The following is a 15434-nucleotide window of genomic DNA, read 5'->3' as shown; positions in this document are numbered from 1 at the left end:
CGGTGTATCGGTCTTACTGAGCAGTCAGGCTCACATCCCGCAACGGCTTGCCACGCACCGGCGCATCTCCGGCCACGAAATAGGCAGCCTTGCTACGCGGCAACGGCTTGCGACCACGGATCTTGTCGGCGATTTTCTCGGCGATCATGATCGTCGGCGCGTTCAGGTTGCCGGTGGTGATGATCGGCATGATCGAGGCATCGACCACACGCAGGCTCTGCATGCCGTGCACACGACCTTCGGCATCAACCACGGCCATTTCGTCGGTGCCCATCTTGCACGAGCAGGACGGGTGGAACGCGGTTTCGGCGTGTTCACGGATGAACTTGTCGAGCTGCTCGTCGGTTTGCACGTCGATGCCCGGGCTGATTTCGCGGCCACGGTAAGCGTCCAGCGCAGGCTGTTGCATGATTTCACGGGTCAGGCGGATGCCGTCGCGGAATTCCTGCCAGTCCTGCTCGGTGGCCATGTAGTTGAACAGGATGCTCGGGTACTCGCGCGGATCCTTGGACTTGGCCTGGATGCGACCGCGGCTCGGCGAACGCATGGAACCCATGTGCGCCTGGAAACCGTGCTCTTTCACGCCGTTGCTGCCGTTGTAGTTAATCGCGACCGGCAGGAAGTGGTACTGGATGTTCGGCCAATCGAACTCTTCGCGAGTACGGATAAAACCGCCGGCTTCGAACTGGTTGCTGGCGCCAATACCGGTGCCGTTGAACAGCCACTCGGCACCGATGGCCGGCTGGTTGTACCAGAGCAGCGACGGGTACAGCGAGACCGGTTGGGTGCACGCGTATTGCAGGTACAACTCGAGGTGATCCTGCAGGTTTTCACCCACGCCCGGCAGGTCGTGGACCACCGGGATGTCGAGTTTTTTCAGCAGATCGGCCGGGCCGACACCGGAGCGTTGCAGGATCTGCGGCGAAGCGATGGCGCCGGAGCACAGCAACACTTCTTTGCGGGCGCGGGCTTCAACGCGCTCCTCAGCGGCGCCGATCAGGTAACGCACGCCGACTGCACGCTTGCCTTCGAACAAAATCTTGTCGGTCAGGGCGTGGGTGACGATGGTCAGGGTCGAGCGCTTCTTGGCGATGTCCAGGTAACCGCGAGCGGTGCTGGCGCGACGGCCGTTCGGCGTCACGGTGCGGTCCATCGGACCGAAACCTTCCTGCTGGTAACCGTTCAGGTCTTCGGTACGCGGATAACCGGCTTGCACGCCGGCTTCAACCATCGCGCTGAACAGCGGGTTATTGCCGGCTTTTGGCGTGGTCACGCTGACCGGACCTTCGCCACCGTGATAGTCGTTCGGGCCGATGTCACGGGTTTCAGCCTTGCGGAAATACGGCAGGCAGTTCAGGTAGTCCCAGTCTTCAAGACCTGGCAGTTTGGCCCAGTTGTCGTAGTCCATCGCGTTGCCGCGGATGTAGCACATGCCGTTGATCAGCGAAGAACCACCCAGGCCCTTGCCGCGACCGCATTCCATCCGGCGACCGTCCATGTGTGGCTCTGGATCGGTTTCGTAGCCCCAGTTGTAGCGACGGCCTTGCAGCGGGAACGCCAAAGCGGCCGGCATTTGCGTGCGGAAGTCTGCACGGTAGTCTGGGCCGCCGGCTTCGAGCAGCAGGACGGTGACGCCTTCGTCTTCAGTCAGACGGGTCGCCAGGGTGTTACCGGCCGAGCCGGCACCGATGATGATGTAATCGAATTCTTGGGACATTGAATGCACCCTCTTGAAGTTGGTCAGGTCGCCTGTAGCAGCTGCCGAGGCACGAGGCTGCGTTGGGTCGCGCAGCGACCCTCTGAGGGCGGTCCTGCGGACACGCAACGCAGCCTCGTACCTCGGCAGCTGCTACAGGGTTTTCAGCCGGGGCTTAGAAAACCGAGGCGTAATCGCCCAGTTCGACCTGTACCGATTTGATGCGTGTGAAGTTGTTCAGCGAGCTGATGCCGTTCTCACGACCCACGCCCGACTGCTTGTAGCCGCCAACCGGCATCTTGGCGTCGGATTCGCCCCAGGCGTTGATCCAGCAGATACCGGCTTCCAGTTGATGAATCACGCGGTGAGCGCGGTTCAGGTCTTTGGTGACAACGCCAGCGGCCAGGCCGAAGTCGGTGTCGTTGGCACGACGGATCACTTCTTCTTCGGTTTCGTAGGTCAGGATGCTCATCACCGGGCCGAAGATTTCTTCGCGAACGATGGTCATCTCGTCGGTGCAGTCGGTGAACACGGTCGGTGCCACGAACGCGCCTTTGGCGAATTCGCCTTCGGTCAGACGGCTTCCGCCGCACAGGACGCGAGCGCCTTCTTCCTTACCTTTGGCGATGTAACCCAGCACGCTTTCCATGTGGGCGAAGCTGACCAGCGGGCCGAAGTTGGTGTTCTCGTCTTCCGGGTTGCCGACGCGGATGCGCGCAACGCGTTCAACGATCTTGGCTTCGAACGCGGCCTTCAGGTGGCTCGGCACGAACACGCGAGTGCCGTTGGTGCAGACCTGACCGGAGCTGTAGAAGTTGGCCATCATGGCGGTGTCGGCGGCGCGATCGAGGTCGGCGTCGTCGAAGATGATCAGCGGGGATTTGCCGCCCAGTTCCATGGTCACGTCTTTCAGCGACGAGGCGGAAGCGCTGGCCATGACCTTCTTGCCGGTGTCGGTGCCGCCGGTGAAGGAGATCTTTTCGATGCGTGGGTGCTCGGTCAACCAGGTGCCGACTTCACGGCCGCTGCCGGTCAGTACGTTGAACACGCCAGCCGGAACGCCGGCTTCGGTGTAGATCTCGGCCAGTTTCAGCGTGGTCAGGGAAGTGACTTCGCTTGGCTTGAAGATCATCGCGTTACCGGCTGCCAGGGCAGGGGCGGATTTCCACAGGGCGATCTGGATCGGGTAGTTCCACGCGCCGATACCGGCCACGACGCCCAGCGGCTCGCGACGGGTGTAGACGAACGAAGTGGTGCGCAGCGGGATTTGCTCGCCTTCGATAGCCGGAACCAGACCAGCGTAGTACTCCAGCACGTCAGCGCCGGTGACGATGTCGACGTACTTGGTTTCGGAGAACGACTTACCGGTGTCCAGGGTTTCCAGGGCGGCCAGTTCATCGTTGCGCTCGCGCAGGATGTCGACGGCACGACGCAGGATGCGCGAACGCTCCATGGCGGTCATCGCAGCCCAGATTTTCTGGCCCTTTTCGGCACTGACGACGGCGCGCTCAACGTCTTCCTTGGCCGCACGCTGTACGTTTGCGAGGACTTCACCGTTAGCCGGGTTGATGGCTTCGAAAGTGGCGTCGCTGCTGGCGTCGGAGTAACCGCCATCGATGTAAAGTTTTTGCAGTTCGAAACGGGCCATAGTGTCCTCGCAAGTGCATAAGTGGTTGGCGTTGACCACTGGGCGTGCCTTATAGCTTGGGCAACGCTGGTCAGTGGCGGTTCAGGTGCTGAGCGGTTCTGTGTGCTCTAACTCACCTGCTTGGCCAGTTGTAAATCCATGTATTCGTAAGCGATCTGGTGCGCCTGCTCGGTGTCGAAAGCATCTCCCGACAGCGCGCCGCGCAACCACAAACCGTCAATGAGGGCTGCCAGGCCTCGGGCTGCACTGCGCGCTTGATCAAGCGGCAATACACGGCGGAACTGGCAGCACAGGTTGGAATACAGACGGTGATCGTTGATCCGCTGCAACCTGTGCAAAGACGGGTGGTGCATGCTGGTGGCCCAGAAGGCCAGCCAGGTTTTCATTGCCGGGCCATTGACCTGGCTGGCGTCGAAGTTGCCTTCGATAATCACCTGGAGGTGCGCCCGCGGGCTGCTGTCCTCCAGCGCCTGACGGCGCGCGGTGACGTTCTCGCTGAGGACGCTCATCAGATACTGCGCCGTGGCAGCGATCAGGCCGTTCTTGTCCTGAAAATAGTGACTGATGATGCCATTCGAGACACCGGCCAAACGGGCGATCAGCGCAATGCTGGCGTCCCCCATTCCGACCTGATCTACCGCCTGCAATGTGGCTTCGATCAACTGCTGGCGGCGGATGGGTTGCATACCGACCTTGGGCATCTTGCACATCTCCTTAGGCCTTCCGGCGGACGTAAAACGTCTATCGGATTGAAGGCCAGTCTATTTTGTTTTGATTGAACGTTCAATCAACAAAGAATAAGATCTGCGACAATTCGTCGCTGCCTACAGGTTTTTCCTACATGTAGTTGGCGGAAAAACGACATCCGAAAACGCTCGAAACCCACGCGCACTGGCGCTCATGGGCTTCGGGCTTTTTTCGGGCTGTCTTTATATCACCCGCTGGTCGGCTGCCAACTAACCGATTGGTCGGGTAACGCGTTGCCTTGTGTTCTTCTCTCGCACTGCCTGGAGCATCTGTGCCATGAGTTCTGCCTCTCTTATAAAGACCCCACCCGAGAAGGTGACGGTCAACGGTTGGGTGTTCTACACCTCTACCGCGTTGATCCTGTTGTTGACCGCCATTCTGATCATCGCCCCGCAAGAGGCCGGCAGATTGCTTGGTATTGCCCAGGCCTGGTTGTCCCGCAGCTTCGGCTGGTACTACATGGTGGTGATCGCCGCTTACCTGGTTTTCGTGGTCGGCCTGGCGTTTTCGTCCTACGGCAAGCTCAAACTGGGCAGCAAGGACGACACCCCGGACTTCAGCTACGGCGCCTGGGCGGGCATGCTGTTCTCGTCGGGGATCGGCATCTCGCTGCTGTACTTCGGTGCTTCCGAGCCTCTGGACCACTACTTCAATCCGCCGGAAGGCGTGGCTGCCAGCAACATGGCTGCACGTCAGGCCGTTCAGTTGACGTTCCTGCACTGGGGCCTGCACGGCTGGGCGATCTACGCATTGGTCGGCCTGGCCGTTGCTTACTTTGCTTACCGTCATAACCAGCCGCTGGCATTGCGTTCGGCGCTGTATCCGCTGGTGGGCGAGCGTTGGGTCAAAGGCGCCGCCGGTCATGCGGTGGATGGTTTCGGCATGTTCGTGACCCTGCTGGGTCTGGTGACGAACCTGGGGATTGGTTCGCTGCAAGTGTCGTCGGGGCTTGAAAACCTGTTCGGCATGGAACACAGCAACACCAACCTGCTGATCGTGATCATCGTGATGAGCACCGTGGCGACCATCGCGGCTGTATCCGGCGTGGAAAACGGTATTCGCCGTCTGTCCAACCTGAACATCGTGCTGTTCAGCGGCCTGCTGATTTTCGTGCTGCTGTTCGGCCCGACCCTGCACCTGCTCAACGGCTTCGTGCAAAACATCGGCGACTACCTGAACGGCGTGGTGCTGAAGACCTTCGACCTCTATGTGTACGAAGGCGACAGTGAGAAGTCTGACCGCTGGTTGGGCCTGTGGACCCTGTTCTACTGGGCCTGGTGGATTTCCTGGGCCCCATTCGTGGGTATGTTCATCGCGCGTATTTCCCGTGGTCGCACGGTGCGTGAACTGGTGGCCGGCGTGCTGCTGATCCCGCTGGGTTTCACCCTGGCATGGTTGTCGATCTTCGGTAACTCGGCCCTGGACCTGGTGATGAACCATGGGGCGGTGGAGCTCGGCAAGACGGCGCTGGAACAGCCGTCCATGGCGATCTACCAGTTGCTTGAGCATTACCCGGCGTCGAAGATTGTGATCGGCGTGTCGATCTTTGTCGGTTTCGTGCTGTTCCTGACCCCGGCGGATTCCGGCGCGGTGATGATGGCGAACCTTTCGTGCAAGGGCGGCAACGTCGACGAAGACGCCCCGCACTGGCTGCGGATCTTCTGGTCGGCGGTGATCACGCTGGTGACCATCGGCCTGCTGTTCGCCGGTAACTTCGAAGCCATGCAAACCATGGTGGTGCTGGCCGGTCTGCCGTTCTCGGTGGTGCTGGTGTTCTTCATGTTTGGCCTGCACAAGGCGATGCGCCAGGACGTGCAGATCGAACAGGAGCAAGCGGAGCTCGCAGCCCGCGGTCGTCGTGGTTTCAGCGAGCGTTTGACTCAGCTGGACTTGCAGCCGAATCAGTCGATTGTTCAGCGTTTCATGGACAAGCAAGTCAGCCCGGCGCTGGAAGATGCGGCGGTGCAATTGCGTGCTCAGGGTCTGGATGTGCAGACGCTGTTGGGCAAGTCGAAGCGTTGCATGGGCCTGCGGATCGAGATGGAAGAGGGCAACCCTTTTGTCTACGAAGTAAGCCTGGACGGCTATCTGGCAGCGGCGAGCGACATGGTTTCGGCTGAAAGTGCTGATGAGCCCCGCGCGCGTTACTACCGCGCCGAGGTGTACCTGCACAACGGCAGCCAGGACTACGACTTGATGGGCTTCACTCAGGATCAGATCACCCGTGACGTGCTTGATCAGTTTGAAAGCCATCGGCAGCTCCTTGGCCGTGTCTATAGCTAAATGTTGAAGGATGTGGTGCATCAGATGCACCGCGTCGCACCTCAAAAGATCGCAGCCTTCGGCAGCTCCTACGCCGATCGCGTTCCCCTGTAGGAGCTGCCGAAGGCTGCGATCTTTTGATCTTCTTCAAACAAAAACGCCGCGATCCTCTCGCGGCGTTTTTGTGTGTATTGCTTTAACCCAGGTTCTTGCCGAGCAGTGCGTGATACAGCTCACTGTCACCGAGAATCCCGACCACCTTGTTGTTGTCGTGCAGCACCAGCTTATTACCCGTCTGATAACGAATCTGCAGCGCTTCGCGCATGCCGATGTTCGAATCCACGACCGTTGGCCGACGACCCAACCCTTCAACCGCTTGACCCGGCACCCAGTTCTGCAGATCCAGGCTCGCGCCGTTCTGGCGAGCGCCCTTGATGGTGTTGCCTTCCGCCAGGTCCAGCCACGAATCGCCGCCCGGATCCAGGCATACCGAACCGTTGATGCGTTTGCAGTTGTCGAGGGTGCGCATCAGGCTGCGACCGCACAGTACGTTCAGCGGATTGGTGTGGGCCACGAAGGTCCGCACGTAATCGTCCGCAGGGTTCAACACGATCTCTTCTGGCACGCTGTACTGAACAATGCGACCGTCTTTCATGATCGCAATACGGCTGCCGAGCTTCAGGGCTTCATCGAGGTCGTGGCTCACGAACACGATGGTTTTGTTCAGCTTGCTTTGCAGCTCCAGCAGTTCGTCTTGCAGGCCTTGGCGGATCAGCGGGTCAAGGGCCGAGAACGGTTCGTCCATCAGCAGAATGTCGGCATCCATCGCCAGCGCGCGGGCCAGGCCCACACGTTGCTGCATACCACCGGAGAGCTCGTCCGGCTTCTTGTTGCGCCACTGGGTCAGGCCCACCAGCTCAAGTTTTTCATCGACCAGTTTTCTCCGTTCCTTCTCCGGACGACCCTGCATTTCCAGACCGAAGCTGATGTTCTCGCGAACGGTCAGCCAAGGCATCAGGGCGAACTTCTGGAACACCATCGCAATGCGCTTGGTGCGCATCATTTTCAGTTCCGCCGGGGTGCAGGAAGCGATGTCGATTTGCTTGCCTTCGTGCTCGACGAACAACTTGCCGCGGCTGACGGTGTTGAGGCCGTTGATGCAGCGCAGCAAGCTGGACTTGCCGGAGCCGGACAGGCCCATCAGTACACAGATTTCACCTTTTTCGACGTCCAGGCTGGCCTTTTCAACGCCAACAATCTGCCCGGTCTTTTTCAGGATCTGGTCGCGGGTCATGCCCTGGTCGAGGAGTTTCAAGGCCTCGCGCGGGTCTTTGGAGAAGATTACGTCGACGTCTTCGAAGCGAATAATGCTCATGCGTCACCCCCTACTTTGGCTTCGGGTTGTTTGCAGATACGGTCGAGCATGATCGCCAGCAGTACGATCGCCAGGCCCGCTTCGAAGCCCAGGGCGATATCAGCAGTGTTCAGTGCGTTGACCACGGGTTTGCCCAGGCCGTCGGCGCCTACCAGTGCCGCGATCACCACCATCGACAGCGACAGCATGATGCACTGGGTGATACCGGCCGCGATGCTTGGCATGGCGTAGGGCAGTTCGATGCGCGCGAGCAGCTGACGGCGCGAGCAGCCAAAGGCTTTGCCGGCGTCCATCAATTCTGCGGGAACATCGCGAATACCCAGGTAAGTCAGGCGGATAGGTGCGGCAATCGCGAACACCACCGTAGAAATCAGACCCGGGACCACACCCAGACCGAAGAGGGTCAGGGTAGGAATGAGGTACACGAAGGTCGGTACGGTCTGCATCAGATCGAGCACCGGACGCATCAGTGTGTAAAACATCGGTTTATGCGCGGCGACAATGCCCAGCGGCACGCCGATGACCACGCAGACCAGGGTGGCGAACAACACCTGGGCAAGGGTTTCCATGGTTTCCTGCCAGTACCCCAGATTGAGGATCAGCAGGAAGGAGGCGATGACAAAAACGGTCAAGCCCCATTTTCGTTGAATAAAGTGTGCCAGTAGCGCGATGAGGCCGATCAATGCCAGCGGGTTGAACCAGGTCAGCGCAAAAGTCACGCCGTGGATCATCGTTTCCAGTGACACGGCGATTGCGTCGAAGGTGCTGGCGCCATGTTGCGTCAACCATTCAACGAAGCCCGCGATGTACTGGCCTAAAGGGATTTTCTGATCAATCAGCATGGTAGTGAACGTCCGCATGCAAGGAAATAAACAGCCCGGGCGAGCGAACTCGCCCGGCGTAAGCGATTACTGCGCGAGCTTGGCTTTCACGGCCTCCAGGCCTGGTTTACCGTCAATGGTGGTCACGCCAGCGAGCCAGGTATCGAGGACCTGTGGATTCTTTTTCAGCCAGGCCTTGGCGGCCGCGTCAGGCTTCATCTTGTCGTCCAGGATGTTGCCCATCAGCGAGCTTTCCATGTCGACGGTGAACTCCAGGTTTTTCAGCAACTGACCGACGTTGCTGCATTCCTGGACATAGCCCTTGCGGGTGTTGGTCGCCACGGTGGCGGCACCGAAGTCCGGGCCGAAGAAATCGTCACCACCGGTGAGATATTGGATCTTGAAGCGCTTGTTCATCGGGTGCGGCGCCCAGCCGAGGAACACCACGGCGGTGTCGCGTTTCTGGGCGCGGTCGACTTGCGACAACATGCCTGCTTCGCTGGACTCGACGATCTTGAATCCGGCGTCTTTCAAGCCGAAGGCGTTCTTGTCGATCATACTCTGAATCAGACGGTTGCCATCGTTACCCGGCTCGATGCCGTAGATCTTGGCGTCGAGTTCCTTCTTGAATTTCGGAATATCAGAGAAGTCGTGAAGACCTTTGTCGTACAGCGCCTGAGGTACGGCGAGGGTGTACTTGGCGCCGGTGAGGTTGGTGCGTACGACGTCCACGGTGCCGGCATCGCGATAAGCCTTGATGTCGTTTTCCATGGTCGGCATCCAGTTACCGAGGAATACGTCCATGTTCTTGCCGTCGGCCAGGGACTTGTAGGTCACCGGCACGGAAATCATCGTGGTTTTGGTCTTGTAGCCCAGTGCCTGGAGGACGACGCTGGTGGTGGCGGTTGTTGCGGTGATATCGGTCCAGCCGACATCGGAGAAGTTTACGGTGTTGCACTGAGCCGGTTCTGCGGCTTGAGCCAGAAACGGCAGACTCAGCATGGCGGCCAACAACAACGACGGGGAACCTTTCATGGATGGACTCCTTGGTGTTTTTTTTGGCAGTGTTCCGACTGGACCACCGCACTTATAGGTTGCGGTTGGATGGCGTTTTGGAGACATCTCTACCACGGCGCCTTGCAATCGAGTCGATACGATCATGTACCAGTGAAAATCTGACGCCTACAGGGTGCGTCGTAACCAGTACAGGGATGGTCGCATCCAGTGTCGGTGACGTCGTTTACAGCTTTTTTCAGCCCCCTTTGCCCCTCTGATCCGCAAAAAAACGGCGAAAACGCAGCGTCAAAGCCTCGCGGCGTTGGTGGGCATGAGTGCGTCGGTGTGAGACGTCGAACGACATGACAAAAGCCTGATGATGCGGCCATCTCGGCGGATTGCAGCTTGAGCGTAGCAGCTCCGTCACTGGGCGCTTTTGCGTCTGGAGTTGGCACATCCAGGAGTTCGGCAGTAATGGCTATCAGTGTTTTCGACCTGTTCAAAATCGGCATCGGCCCTTCCAGTTCGCACACCGTGGGACCCATGCGGGCCGCCGCGTTGTTCGTGCAAGGTTTGCGTGAGCAGGGTCTTTTGGAACAAGTAAGGCGCGTCGAAGTTCAGCTTTATGGTTCGTTATCGGCCACCGGCATCGGTCACGGCAGCGACAACGCAGTGATCATGGGCCTGATGGGCGAGTGGCCGGACGCGATCGATCCGTCGCAAATTGGCCTGCGCATCGAAACCCTGCGCGAAACCCACACGCTGTTGCTCGACGGTCGTTTGTCGGTCCCGTTCATCTGGGCCCGGGACATGCGCCTGATCGACGAAAACCTGCCGTTCCACCCTAACGCCATGACGCTGATCGTCGAAGGTGATGACGGCGAGCTGCATCGCGACACCTACTATTCCATCGGCGGCGGTTTTGTCGTTGATGAGGCACAGGCCTCAAGCGGCGTGGTCGATCTGGACCGCACCGTGCTGCCGTACGATTTCTCCAGCGCCGTCGAGCTGCTGAGCCTTTGCCAGAAGCACAACCTGCGCGTCGCCGAATTGATGATGGCCAACGAGAAGGTCTGGCGCAGCGAAGAGGAAATCCGCGCTGGCCTGATGACACTCTGGCGCGCCATGCAGGATTGCGTCGAACAAGGCCTCAAGCACGAAGGTATCTTGCCCGGCGGCCTGAATGTGCGCCGTCGCGCGGCCAGGTTGCATCGCAGCCTGCAAGAACTGAACAAGCCCAACGTGATCGGCTCGACCTTGAGCGCCATGGAGTGGGTCAACCTGTTCGCCCTGGCGGTCAACGAGGAAAACGCCGCTGGCGGGCGCATGGTGACTGCACCGACCAATGGCGCGGCGGGGATCATTCCGGCGGTGCTGCACTACTTTATGAAATTCAGCGAGGTGGTGACCGACGCCAACGTGGTCGACTATTTCCTCAGTGCGGCAGCGGTCGGGATTCTGTGCAAGAAGAACGCTTCGATTTCCGGTGCCGAAGTCGGCTGCCAGGGCGAAGTCGGTTCGGCCTGCGCCATGGCAGCGGCCGGGCTGGCTGAGATTCTGGGTGCGACACCGGAGCAACTGTGTAACGCGGCGGAAATCGGCCTGGAACACAACCTCGGTCTGACCTGCGACCCGGTGGGCGGGCTGGTGCAAGTACCCTGCATCGAGCGCAATGCGATTGCCGCGGTGAAAGCCATCAACGCAGCGCAGATGGCGCTGCGTGGCGACGGTCAGCACTTTATCTCGCTGGATCGGGTGATCCGCACCATGCGTGATACCGGCGCGGACATGCATGACAAATATAAAGAGACATCGCGCGGTGGGTTGGCGGTTAGCGCGGTTGAGTGCTGAGACCAGGTCGTCCCCATTCGCGAGCAGGCTCGCTCCCACATTGGATCGCGTATCCGTGTGGGAGCGGGCTTGCTCGCGAAGGCGTCAGACCAGTCAAAACTGCGCGCTAAGTGAACACCGGAATCAAAACGCGCCACGTTTTGGCGCGTCGCTTACAGATAAGCCACTTACCCCGGATCAAGGATCCAAGTTGGCCATTACCGCCTGTCACCTGTGCTTGCGGTGACACTCTTCACCAGGTCGCTGTAGCCCTGTTCCCACAAGTGCTACCGATTTGCTCACGCCCAACGGGGCAGAGCGCCTCCCGCCGATAATGGCACTTATAACCCCCACTCGCGGCGCGGCTTATATAGACGCGGCGCGACGTCGTTTTCAGGAGTTATTGAACGGCCATTCAACTTTAGGCATGGCATTTGCTCTGTCATTACAAAGCCCGTCTCCCACGCGAGAACGATGGCAATAACAAGAGCCTCCGCCTGAGGCCATCACCCGCTTTGTGTGAGGAGATACCGCGATGACGACGTTCAACTCCGGGGCCCAACCCCAGAACCGTGCGCCTCAATCCATCGGCTTTTTGCTGCTGGACAATTTCACGCTTATTTCTCTGGCCTCCGCAGTAGAACCCCTGCGTATGGCCAACCAATTGTCCGGCCGCGAGCTGTATCGCTGGACCACTCTGACCGTCGACGGTGGTCAGGTCTGGGCCAGTGACGGTCTGCAGATCACCCCCGACGCCTCCATGCACAAAGCGCCTCCCATGGACACCATCATTGTCTGTGGCGGTATTGGTATTCAACGCACTGTTACCCGTGAACACGTGTCATGGCTGCAAAGCCAGGCGCGTCAGTCCAAGCGTCTGGGCGCGGTCTGCACCGGTAGCTGGGCCCTGGCCTGCGCCGGTTTGCTGGACGGTTTCGATTGCAGCGTGCACTGGGAATGCCTGGCCGCTATGCAGGAAGCGTTTCCGCGTGTGGCCATGAGCACCCGGTTGTTCACCCTCGACCGTAACCGTTTCACCAGCTCCGGCGGTACCGCGCCGCTGGACATGATGCTGCACCTGATCAGCCGCGATCATGGCCGTGAACTGTCGGCCGCGATCTCGGAAATGTTCGTCTACGAGCGCATCCGCAACGAGCAGGATCACCAGCGTGTGCCGCTCAAGCATATGCTCGGCACCAACCAGCCGAAGCTGCAGGAAATCGTCGCGCTGATGGAGGCCAACCTCGAAGAGCCGATCGACCTCGACGAACTGGCGGTGTACGTCGCCGTGTCGCGCCGTCAGCTGGAGCGGCTGTTCCAGAAATACCTGCACTGCTCGCCATCGCGTTATTACCTGAAACTGCGCTTGATCCGCGCTCGGCAACTGCTCAAGCAAACGCCGATGTCGATCATCGAAGTGGCGTCGGTGTGTGGCTTCGTGTCTACGCCGCACTTCTCCAAGTGCTACCGCGAATACTTCGGCATTCCGCCGCGTGACGAGCGCGTAGGCTCCAACACCACGCAACAAGTGGCGATGATGCCGCTGCCGCAAGCACTGGTGCTGTCACCGTTGTCCGGGCCGTTGTCGGCGTTGAGTCAGGCGCGTAATGAGTCGACGTTTGCTAGCGTAAGGCTCTAAACCGAGGCGCCTTCATTCGCGAGCAGGCTCGTTCCCACATTAGATCGCGTTCCTCTGAGAGGAATCGGTCAACTGTGGGAGCGAGCCTGCTCGCGAAAGCGGTTTATCAGGCGCTACGGCTCTGCTGATACTCCGCCAACGCGGGCAGCAATTGCCTGTCGATGGCCTGGCGCACGGCCGGCAGGATGGTCGCGCTGCTGGTGTACATCTGCTTGACCATGGTCCGCAGTTCCATTGCCCGTTCGTTGTTCAAGCCCCGTACCGCGCATTCGCAGGCCTGCTCAGCGGTGGCACCAGGGGGTACTGCAAATCCTAACGCCTTGAGCTGGCCCAACAGGTCTTCCTGGTCAATCAAATCGGCGTGCATCATGACGCAATCCTTCTTCAGGGAACGGTGTCGTGGTTCGATTCTCGTAGGGGTGCGGAGTGGCGGCAAGGACGATTTGTCGCAATGGCCGCAATACCTATGAACAGGTCGTTTTCGGCTAACTTGCGAGAAGGGAGAGTGGGCACACTGGGATCAGCTGGCTTCACGAAGGTTTGGTCACCCTCGCGCAACGGCTCCTCAACAGTACCCACCTCTGCCCCGATCCTGTCACGGCTTGATCGGGGTTTTTTTTGCCTGTGAATCAGGGAGGAATAGGGTGTTTGAGCCGACGCCATCGCGAGCAGGCTCGCTCCCACATGGGATTGCATTCCCGTGTGGGAGCGAGCCTGCTCGCGATGAACGATGACGCGGTCTAGCGTTGCAACACGAGGATGCGCGACAACAATTCATCACGGTCGACATAGCAACCCTGAAAATGCCGGGCGCCGGTGGCGGGGTCGAAGGCGTTGCGGGCGTGGAGGGTGCGGCGGTTGTCGAAACACCACATTTCGCCGGGGTTTAACCGCGTCATCACCCGGAATCGCGTTTCCCGGGTCATCGCAATAAAGCGGCGGTAGGCGTGATAGAGAGCAGGCATCTGCTCGACCGACGCATCGAACGGGCCGCGCAGAAAATTCGCCATGCGGATTTCCGACACCTGCCCAAAGGCATCCAGCGCGATGATCGGCGCGAGACAGCGGTAGTCGCTGTGGCGGTCTTTGTTGCGGAACTCCACAGGGATTTCGCAGAGGCTTTCGAACGCCTCGGGATCTTCCTGACGCAAGGCTTCGGCAATGGCAAAACCGTCGACGAAAATACTCTCGCCACCCTCGGCGTCATTCACCAGGCAATGCAGAAATTGCAGCCCCGGTTGTAACTCCCGGGTTGGCAGGTCGCTGTGCAGCGGCAGGTTGAATGCGGTGTAGGCATTGCTGTCGGCATCGGCCTTGGATTGCACGTTGAACAGCACGCCAAAATTGCTCTCGCGGATGAAGGAAATCCGCTGGGCAATCAACTTCAACGAGCCAGGCTCGGTGGGCACACCGCGGACCTGAGTCAGGCCGGTATCGCGCACGGCCAGCAGCCATTGCAGCAAGGCGTCGTTGTCGTTCATCAACGCCTGGTAATCGAACACGGGCAGCGTCAGGTTGCTGTTCCAGAGCTGGCTTTTTGGCTTGGATGCCCGGCGTTCGGCACGGGACTCGTCATCGTAGGCGTGGGCCCGTAACCAGCCAGGGTCGAAGCGGCTGAGATGGCCGTCCTGCCAGTCGACACGCAGGCAGCCTTCGGCATCAACGATGACGTCCGAGGGCTTGAGGTTTTCGGCGACGTCGACGATTTCCAGCACTTGCTCGCGGGTGACGGTGTAGACGCACAGCAGGCACGGGCAGTTGTCCCGCAGCCACTGATGATGAAAGGGGCTGACACGGTCATCGGCCCACTGCACTTGAATTCGGTCCGCCAGGGTGTGTACGGCGGTCAACGCGCTGATCAACGGGTAAGTACGGAAGTCGGCAAAAGCGGCGGCGGTGTTCAATGGCGATCTCCTTGTTATTTTTTAGGGGGTAACGCGATCACTCGGCCAATGTAGTCGGGGGCGGGAAGGTCGGTTTGCTCGGCGACGATGGCTTGCAGCTTGCTCAAGGTGTCTTCGCTGAACGGTGCGGAGCGCGGCCCGGCAAGATCGACGTGCAGCAGCATTTGCTCGTTGCCCGCCAATTCCTTCTCATCACCCGCCAGATGCAGGCTGTGATAGAGGTGCAGGCGTTTGCTGTCGTGGCCGATGATTTGGGTGTGCACTTCGACGTCGGCGTCGAGCTTCACTTCGTGCAGATAATTGAGGTGCAGTTCGAGGGTAAACAGCGAGTTGCCGCTGGCTTCGCGGTTGTTGCTGTCCATGCCCAGGCGATCCATCAGCGCGTCAGTGGCGTAGCTGAAAATCAGCAGGTAGAAGGCGTCGCGCAGGTGGCCGTTGTAGTCGACCCAGTCGGGGATGATTTTGGTTTGGTAGGTGGTGAGGGTGGGCATGATGAGGATCCGGAGTGTTGGGGTG

12 protein-coding genes are annotated in these 15434 nt (G+C 59.6%); 3 read left to right on the top strand and 9 right to left on the bottom strand.

The window, feature by feature from the left end; genetic code table 11:
- Positions 1–13 precede the first annotated feature (13 nt).
- The 3 genes from betA to betI all read right to left on the bottom strand — a co-directional run bounded on the left by betA (position 14) and on the right by betI (position 4045).
- Entirely contained in the window at positions 14–1717 is a 1704-nt protein-coding gene (gene betA / locus EAH74_RS00780) for a choline dehydrogenase (RefSeq protein WP_140674867.1), read from the bottom strand.
- A gap of 154 nt (positions 1718–1871) precedes the next feature.
- Positions 1872–3344 (bottom strand): betaine-aldehyde dehydrogenase, encoded by a 1473-nt coding sequence (gene betB, locus EAH74_RS00775; protein ID WP_140674864.1) that lies wholly within the window; start codon positions 3342–3344, stop codon positions 1872–1874.
- Between the two features lie 107 nt (positions 3345–3451).
- Positions 3452–4045 carry a transcriptional regulator BetI gene (gene betI / locus EAH74_RS00770; protein WP_056739053.1) on the bottom strand — a complete coding sequence of 198 codons (594 nt, stop codon included), beginning with the start codon at positions 4043–4045 and terminating at the stop codon, positions 3452–3454.
- A 379-nt stretch (positions 4046–4424) separates the two neighbouring features.
- Here betI and EAH74_RS00765 point away from each other — a divergent pair, with 379 nt between their 5' ends.
- Positions 4425–6374 (top strand): BCCT family transporter, encoded by a 1950-nt coding sequence (locus EAH74_RS00765; protein ID WP_240050475.1) that lies wholly within the window; start codon positions 4425–4427, stop codon positions 6372–6374.
- 175 nt (positions 6375–6549) lie between these two features.
- On the opposite strand, the gene choV is transcribed toward EAH74_RS00765, so the two are convergent.
- The 3 genes from choV to EAH74_RS00750 form a co-directional block, all read right to left on the bottom strand.
- Positions 6550–7728: a choline ABC transporter ATP-binding protein gene (choV, locus tag EAH74_RS00760; RefSeq protein ID WP_129440470.1), complete on the bottom strand. Its 1179-nt coding sequence runs from the start codon at positions 7726–7728 to the stop codon at positions 6550–6552.
- Positions 7725–8570, bottom strand: a complete 846-nt coding sequence (choW, locus tag EAH74_RS00755; protein WP_140674859.1) for a choline ABC transporter permease subunit — start codon at positions 8568–8570, stop codon at positions 7725–7727. The genes choV and choW overlap by 4 nt, the downstream gene beginning before the upstream one ends.
- A gap of 66 nt (positions 8571–8636) precedes the next feature.
- A complete protein-coding gene (locus EAH74_RS00750; RefSeq protein WP_140674856.1) occupies positions 8637–9584 on the bottom strand; it encodes a choline ABC transporter substrate-binding protein in 948 nt (315 codons plus the stop codon).
- A gap of 435 nt (positions 9585–10019) precedes the next feature.
- On the opposite strand from EAH74_RS00750, the gene EAH74_RS00745 reads away from it, so the two are divergent.
- Together EAH74_RS00745 and EAH74_RS00740 are read left to right on the top strand one after the other, a co-directional pair.
- Entirely contained in the window at positions 10020–11396 is a 1377-nt protein-coding gene (locus tag EAH74_RS00745; protein WP_140674853.1) for an L-serine ammonia-lyase, read from the top strand.
- Positions 11397–11910: 514 nt separating this feature from the next.
- Entirely contained in the window at positions 11911–13014 is a 1104-nt protein-coding gene (locus EAH74_RS00740; protein ID WP_123368585.1) for a GlxA family transcriptional regulator, read from the top strand.
- Between the two features lie 106 nt (positions 13015–13120).
- Here EAH74_RS00740 and EAH74_RS00735 read toward each other — a convergent pair whose 3' ends face one another.
- The 3 genes from EAH74_RS00735 to EAH74_RS00720 all read right to left on the bottom strand — a co-directional run bounded on the left by EAH74_RS00735 (position 13121) and on the right by EAH74_RS00720 (position 15409).
- The gene (locus tag EAH74_RS00735) at positions 13121–13384 is read right to left on the bottom strand and encodes a hypothetical protein (protein ID WP_129440480.1); all 264 of its coding nucleotides are present in this window, start codon (positions 13382–13384) and stop codon (positions 13121–13123) included.
- Between the two features lie 370 nt (positions 13385–13754).
- Entirely contained in the window at positions 13755–14918 is a 1164-nt protein-coding gene (locus tag EAH74_RS00725; protein WP_140674847.1) for a gamma-butyrobetaine dioxygenase, read from the bottom strand.
- Between the two features lie 14 nt (positions 14919–14932).
- Positions 14933–15409, bottom strand: a complete 477-nt coding sequence (locus EAH74_RS00720) for a thioesterase family protein (RefSeq protein WP_008151919.1) — start codon at positions 15407–15409, stop codon at positions 14933–14935.
- Positions 15410–15434: the final 25 nt, after the last annotated feature.

The sequence above is a fragment of the Pseudomonas mandelii genome (assembly GCF_006438925.1).
Classification (GTDB): domain Bacteria; phylum Pseudomonadota; class Gammaproteobacteria; order Pseudomonadales; family Pseudomonadaceae; genus Aquipseudomonas; species Aquipseudomonas mandelii_C.
This window is presented reverse-complemented; position numbering and strand designations above follow the sequence as displayed.

Bases quoted from the DNA above. Each gene is read 5' to 3' on its own strand.
- betI (WP_056739053.1), bottom strand. From the start codon at position 4,045: ATGCCCAAGGTCGGTATGCAACCCATCCGCCGCCAGCAGTTGATCGAA.
- choW (WP_140674859.1), bottom strand. From the start codon at position 8,570: ATGCTGATTGATCAGAAAATCCCTTTAGGCCAGTACATCGCGGGCTTC.
- EAH74_RS00735 (WP_129440480.1), bottom strand. From the start codon at position 13,384: ATGATGCACGCCGATTTGATTGACCAGGAAGACCTGTTGGGCCAGCTC.
- betB (WP_140674864.1), bottom strand. From the start codon at position 3,344: ATGGCCCGTTTCGAACTGCAAAAACTTTACATCGATGGCGGTTACTCC.
- EAH74_RS00750 (WP_140674856.1), bottom strand. From the start codon at position 9,584: ATGAAAGGTTCCCCGTCGTTGTTGTTGGCCGCCATGCTGAGTCTGCCG.
- EAH74_RS00720 (WP_008151919.1), bottom strand. From the start codon at position 15,409: ATGCCCACCCTCACCACCTACCAAACCAAAATCATCCCCGACTGGGTC.
- EAH74_RS00740 (WP_123368585.1), top strand. From the start codon at position 11,911: ATGACGACGTTCAACTCCGGGGCCCAACCCCAGAACCGTGCGCCTCAA.
- betA (WP_140674867.1), bottom strand. From the start codon at position 1,717: ATGTCCCAAGAATTCGATTACATCATCATCGGTGCCGGCTCGGCCGGT.
- EAH74_RS00745 (WP_140674853.1), top strand. From the start codon at position 10,020: ATGGCTATCAGTGTTTTCGACCTGTTCAAAATCGGCATCGGCCCTTCC.
- choV (WP_129440470.1), bottom strand. From the start codon at position 7,728: ATGAGCATTATTCGCTTCGAAGACGTCGACGTAATCTTCTCCAAAGAC.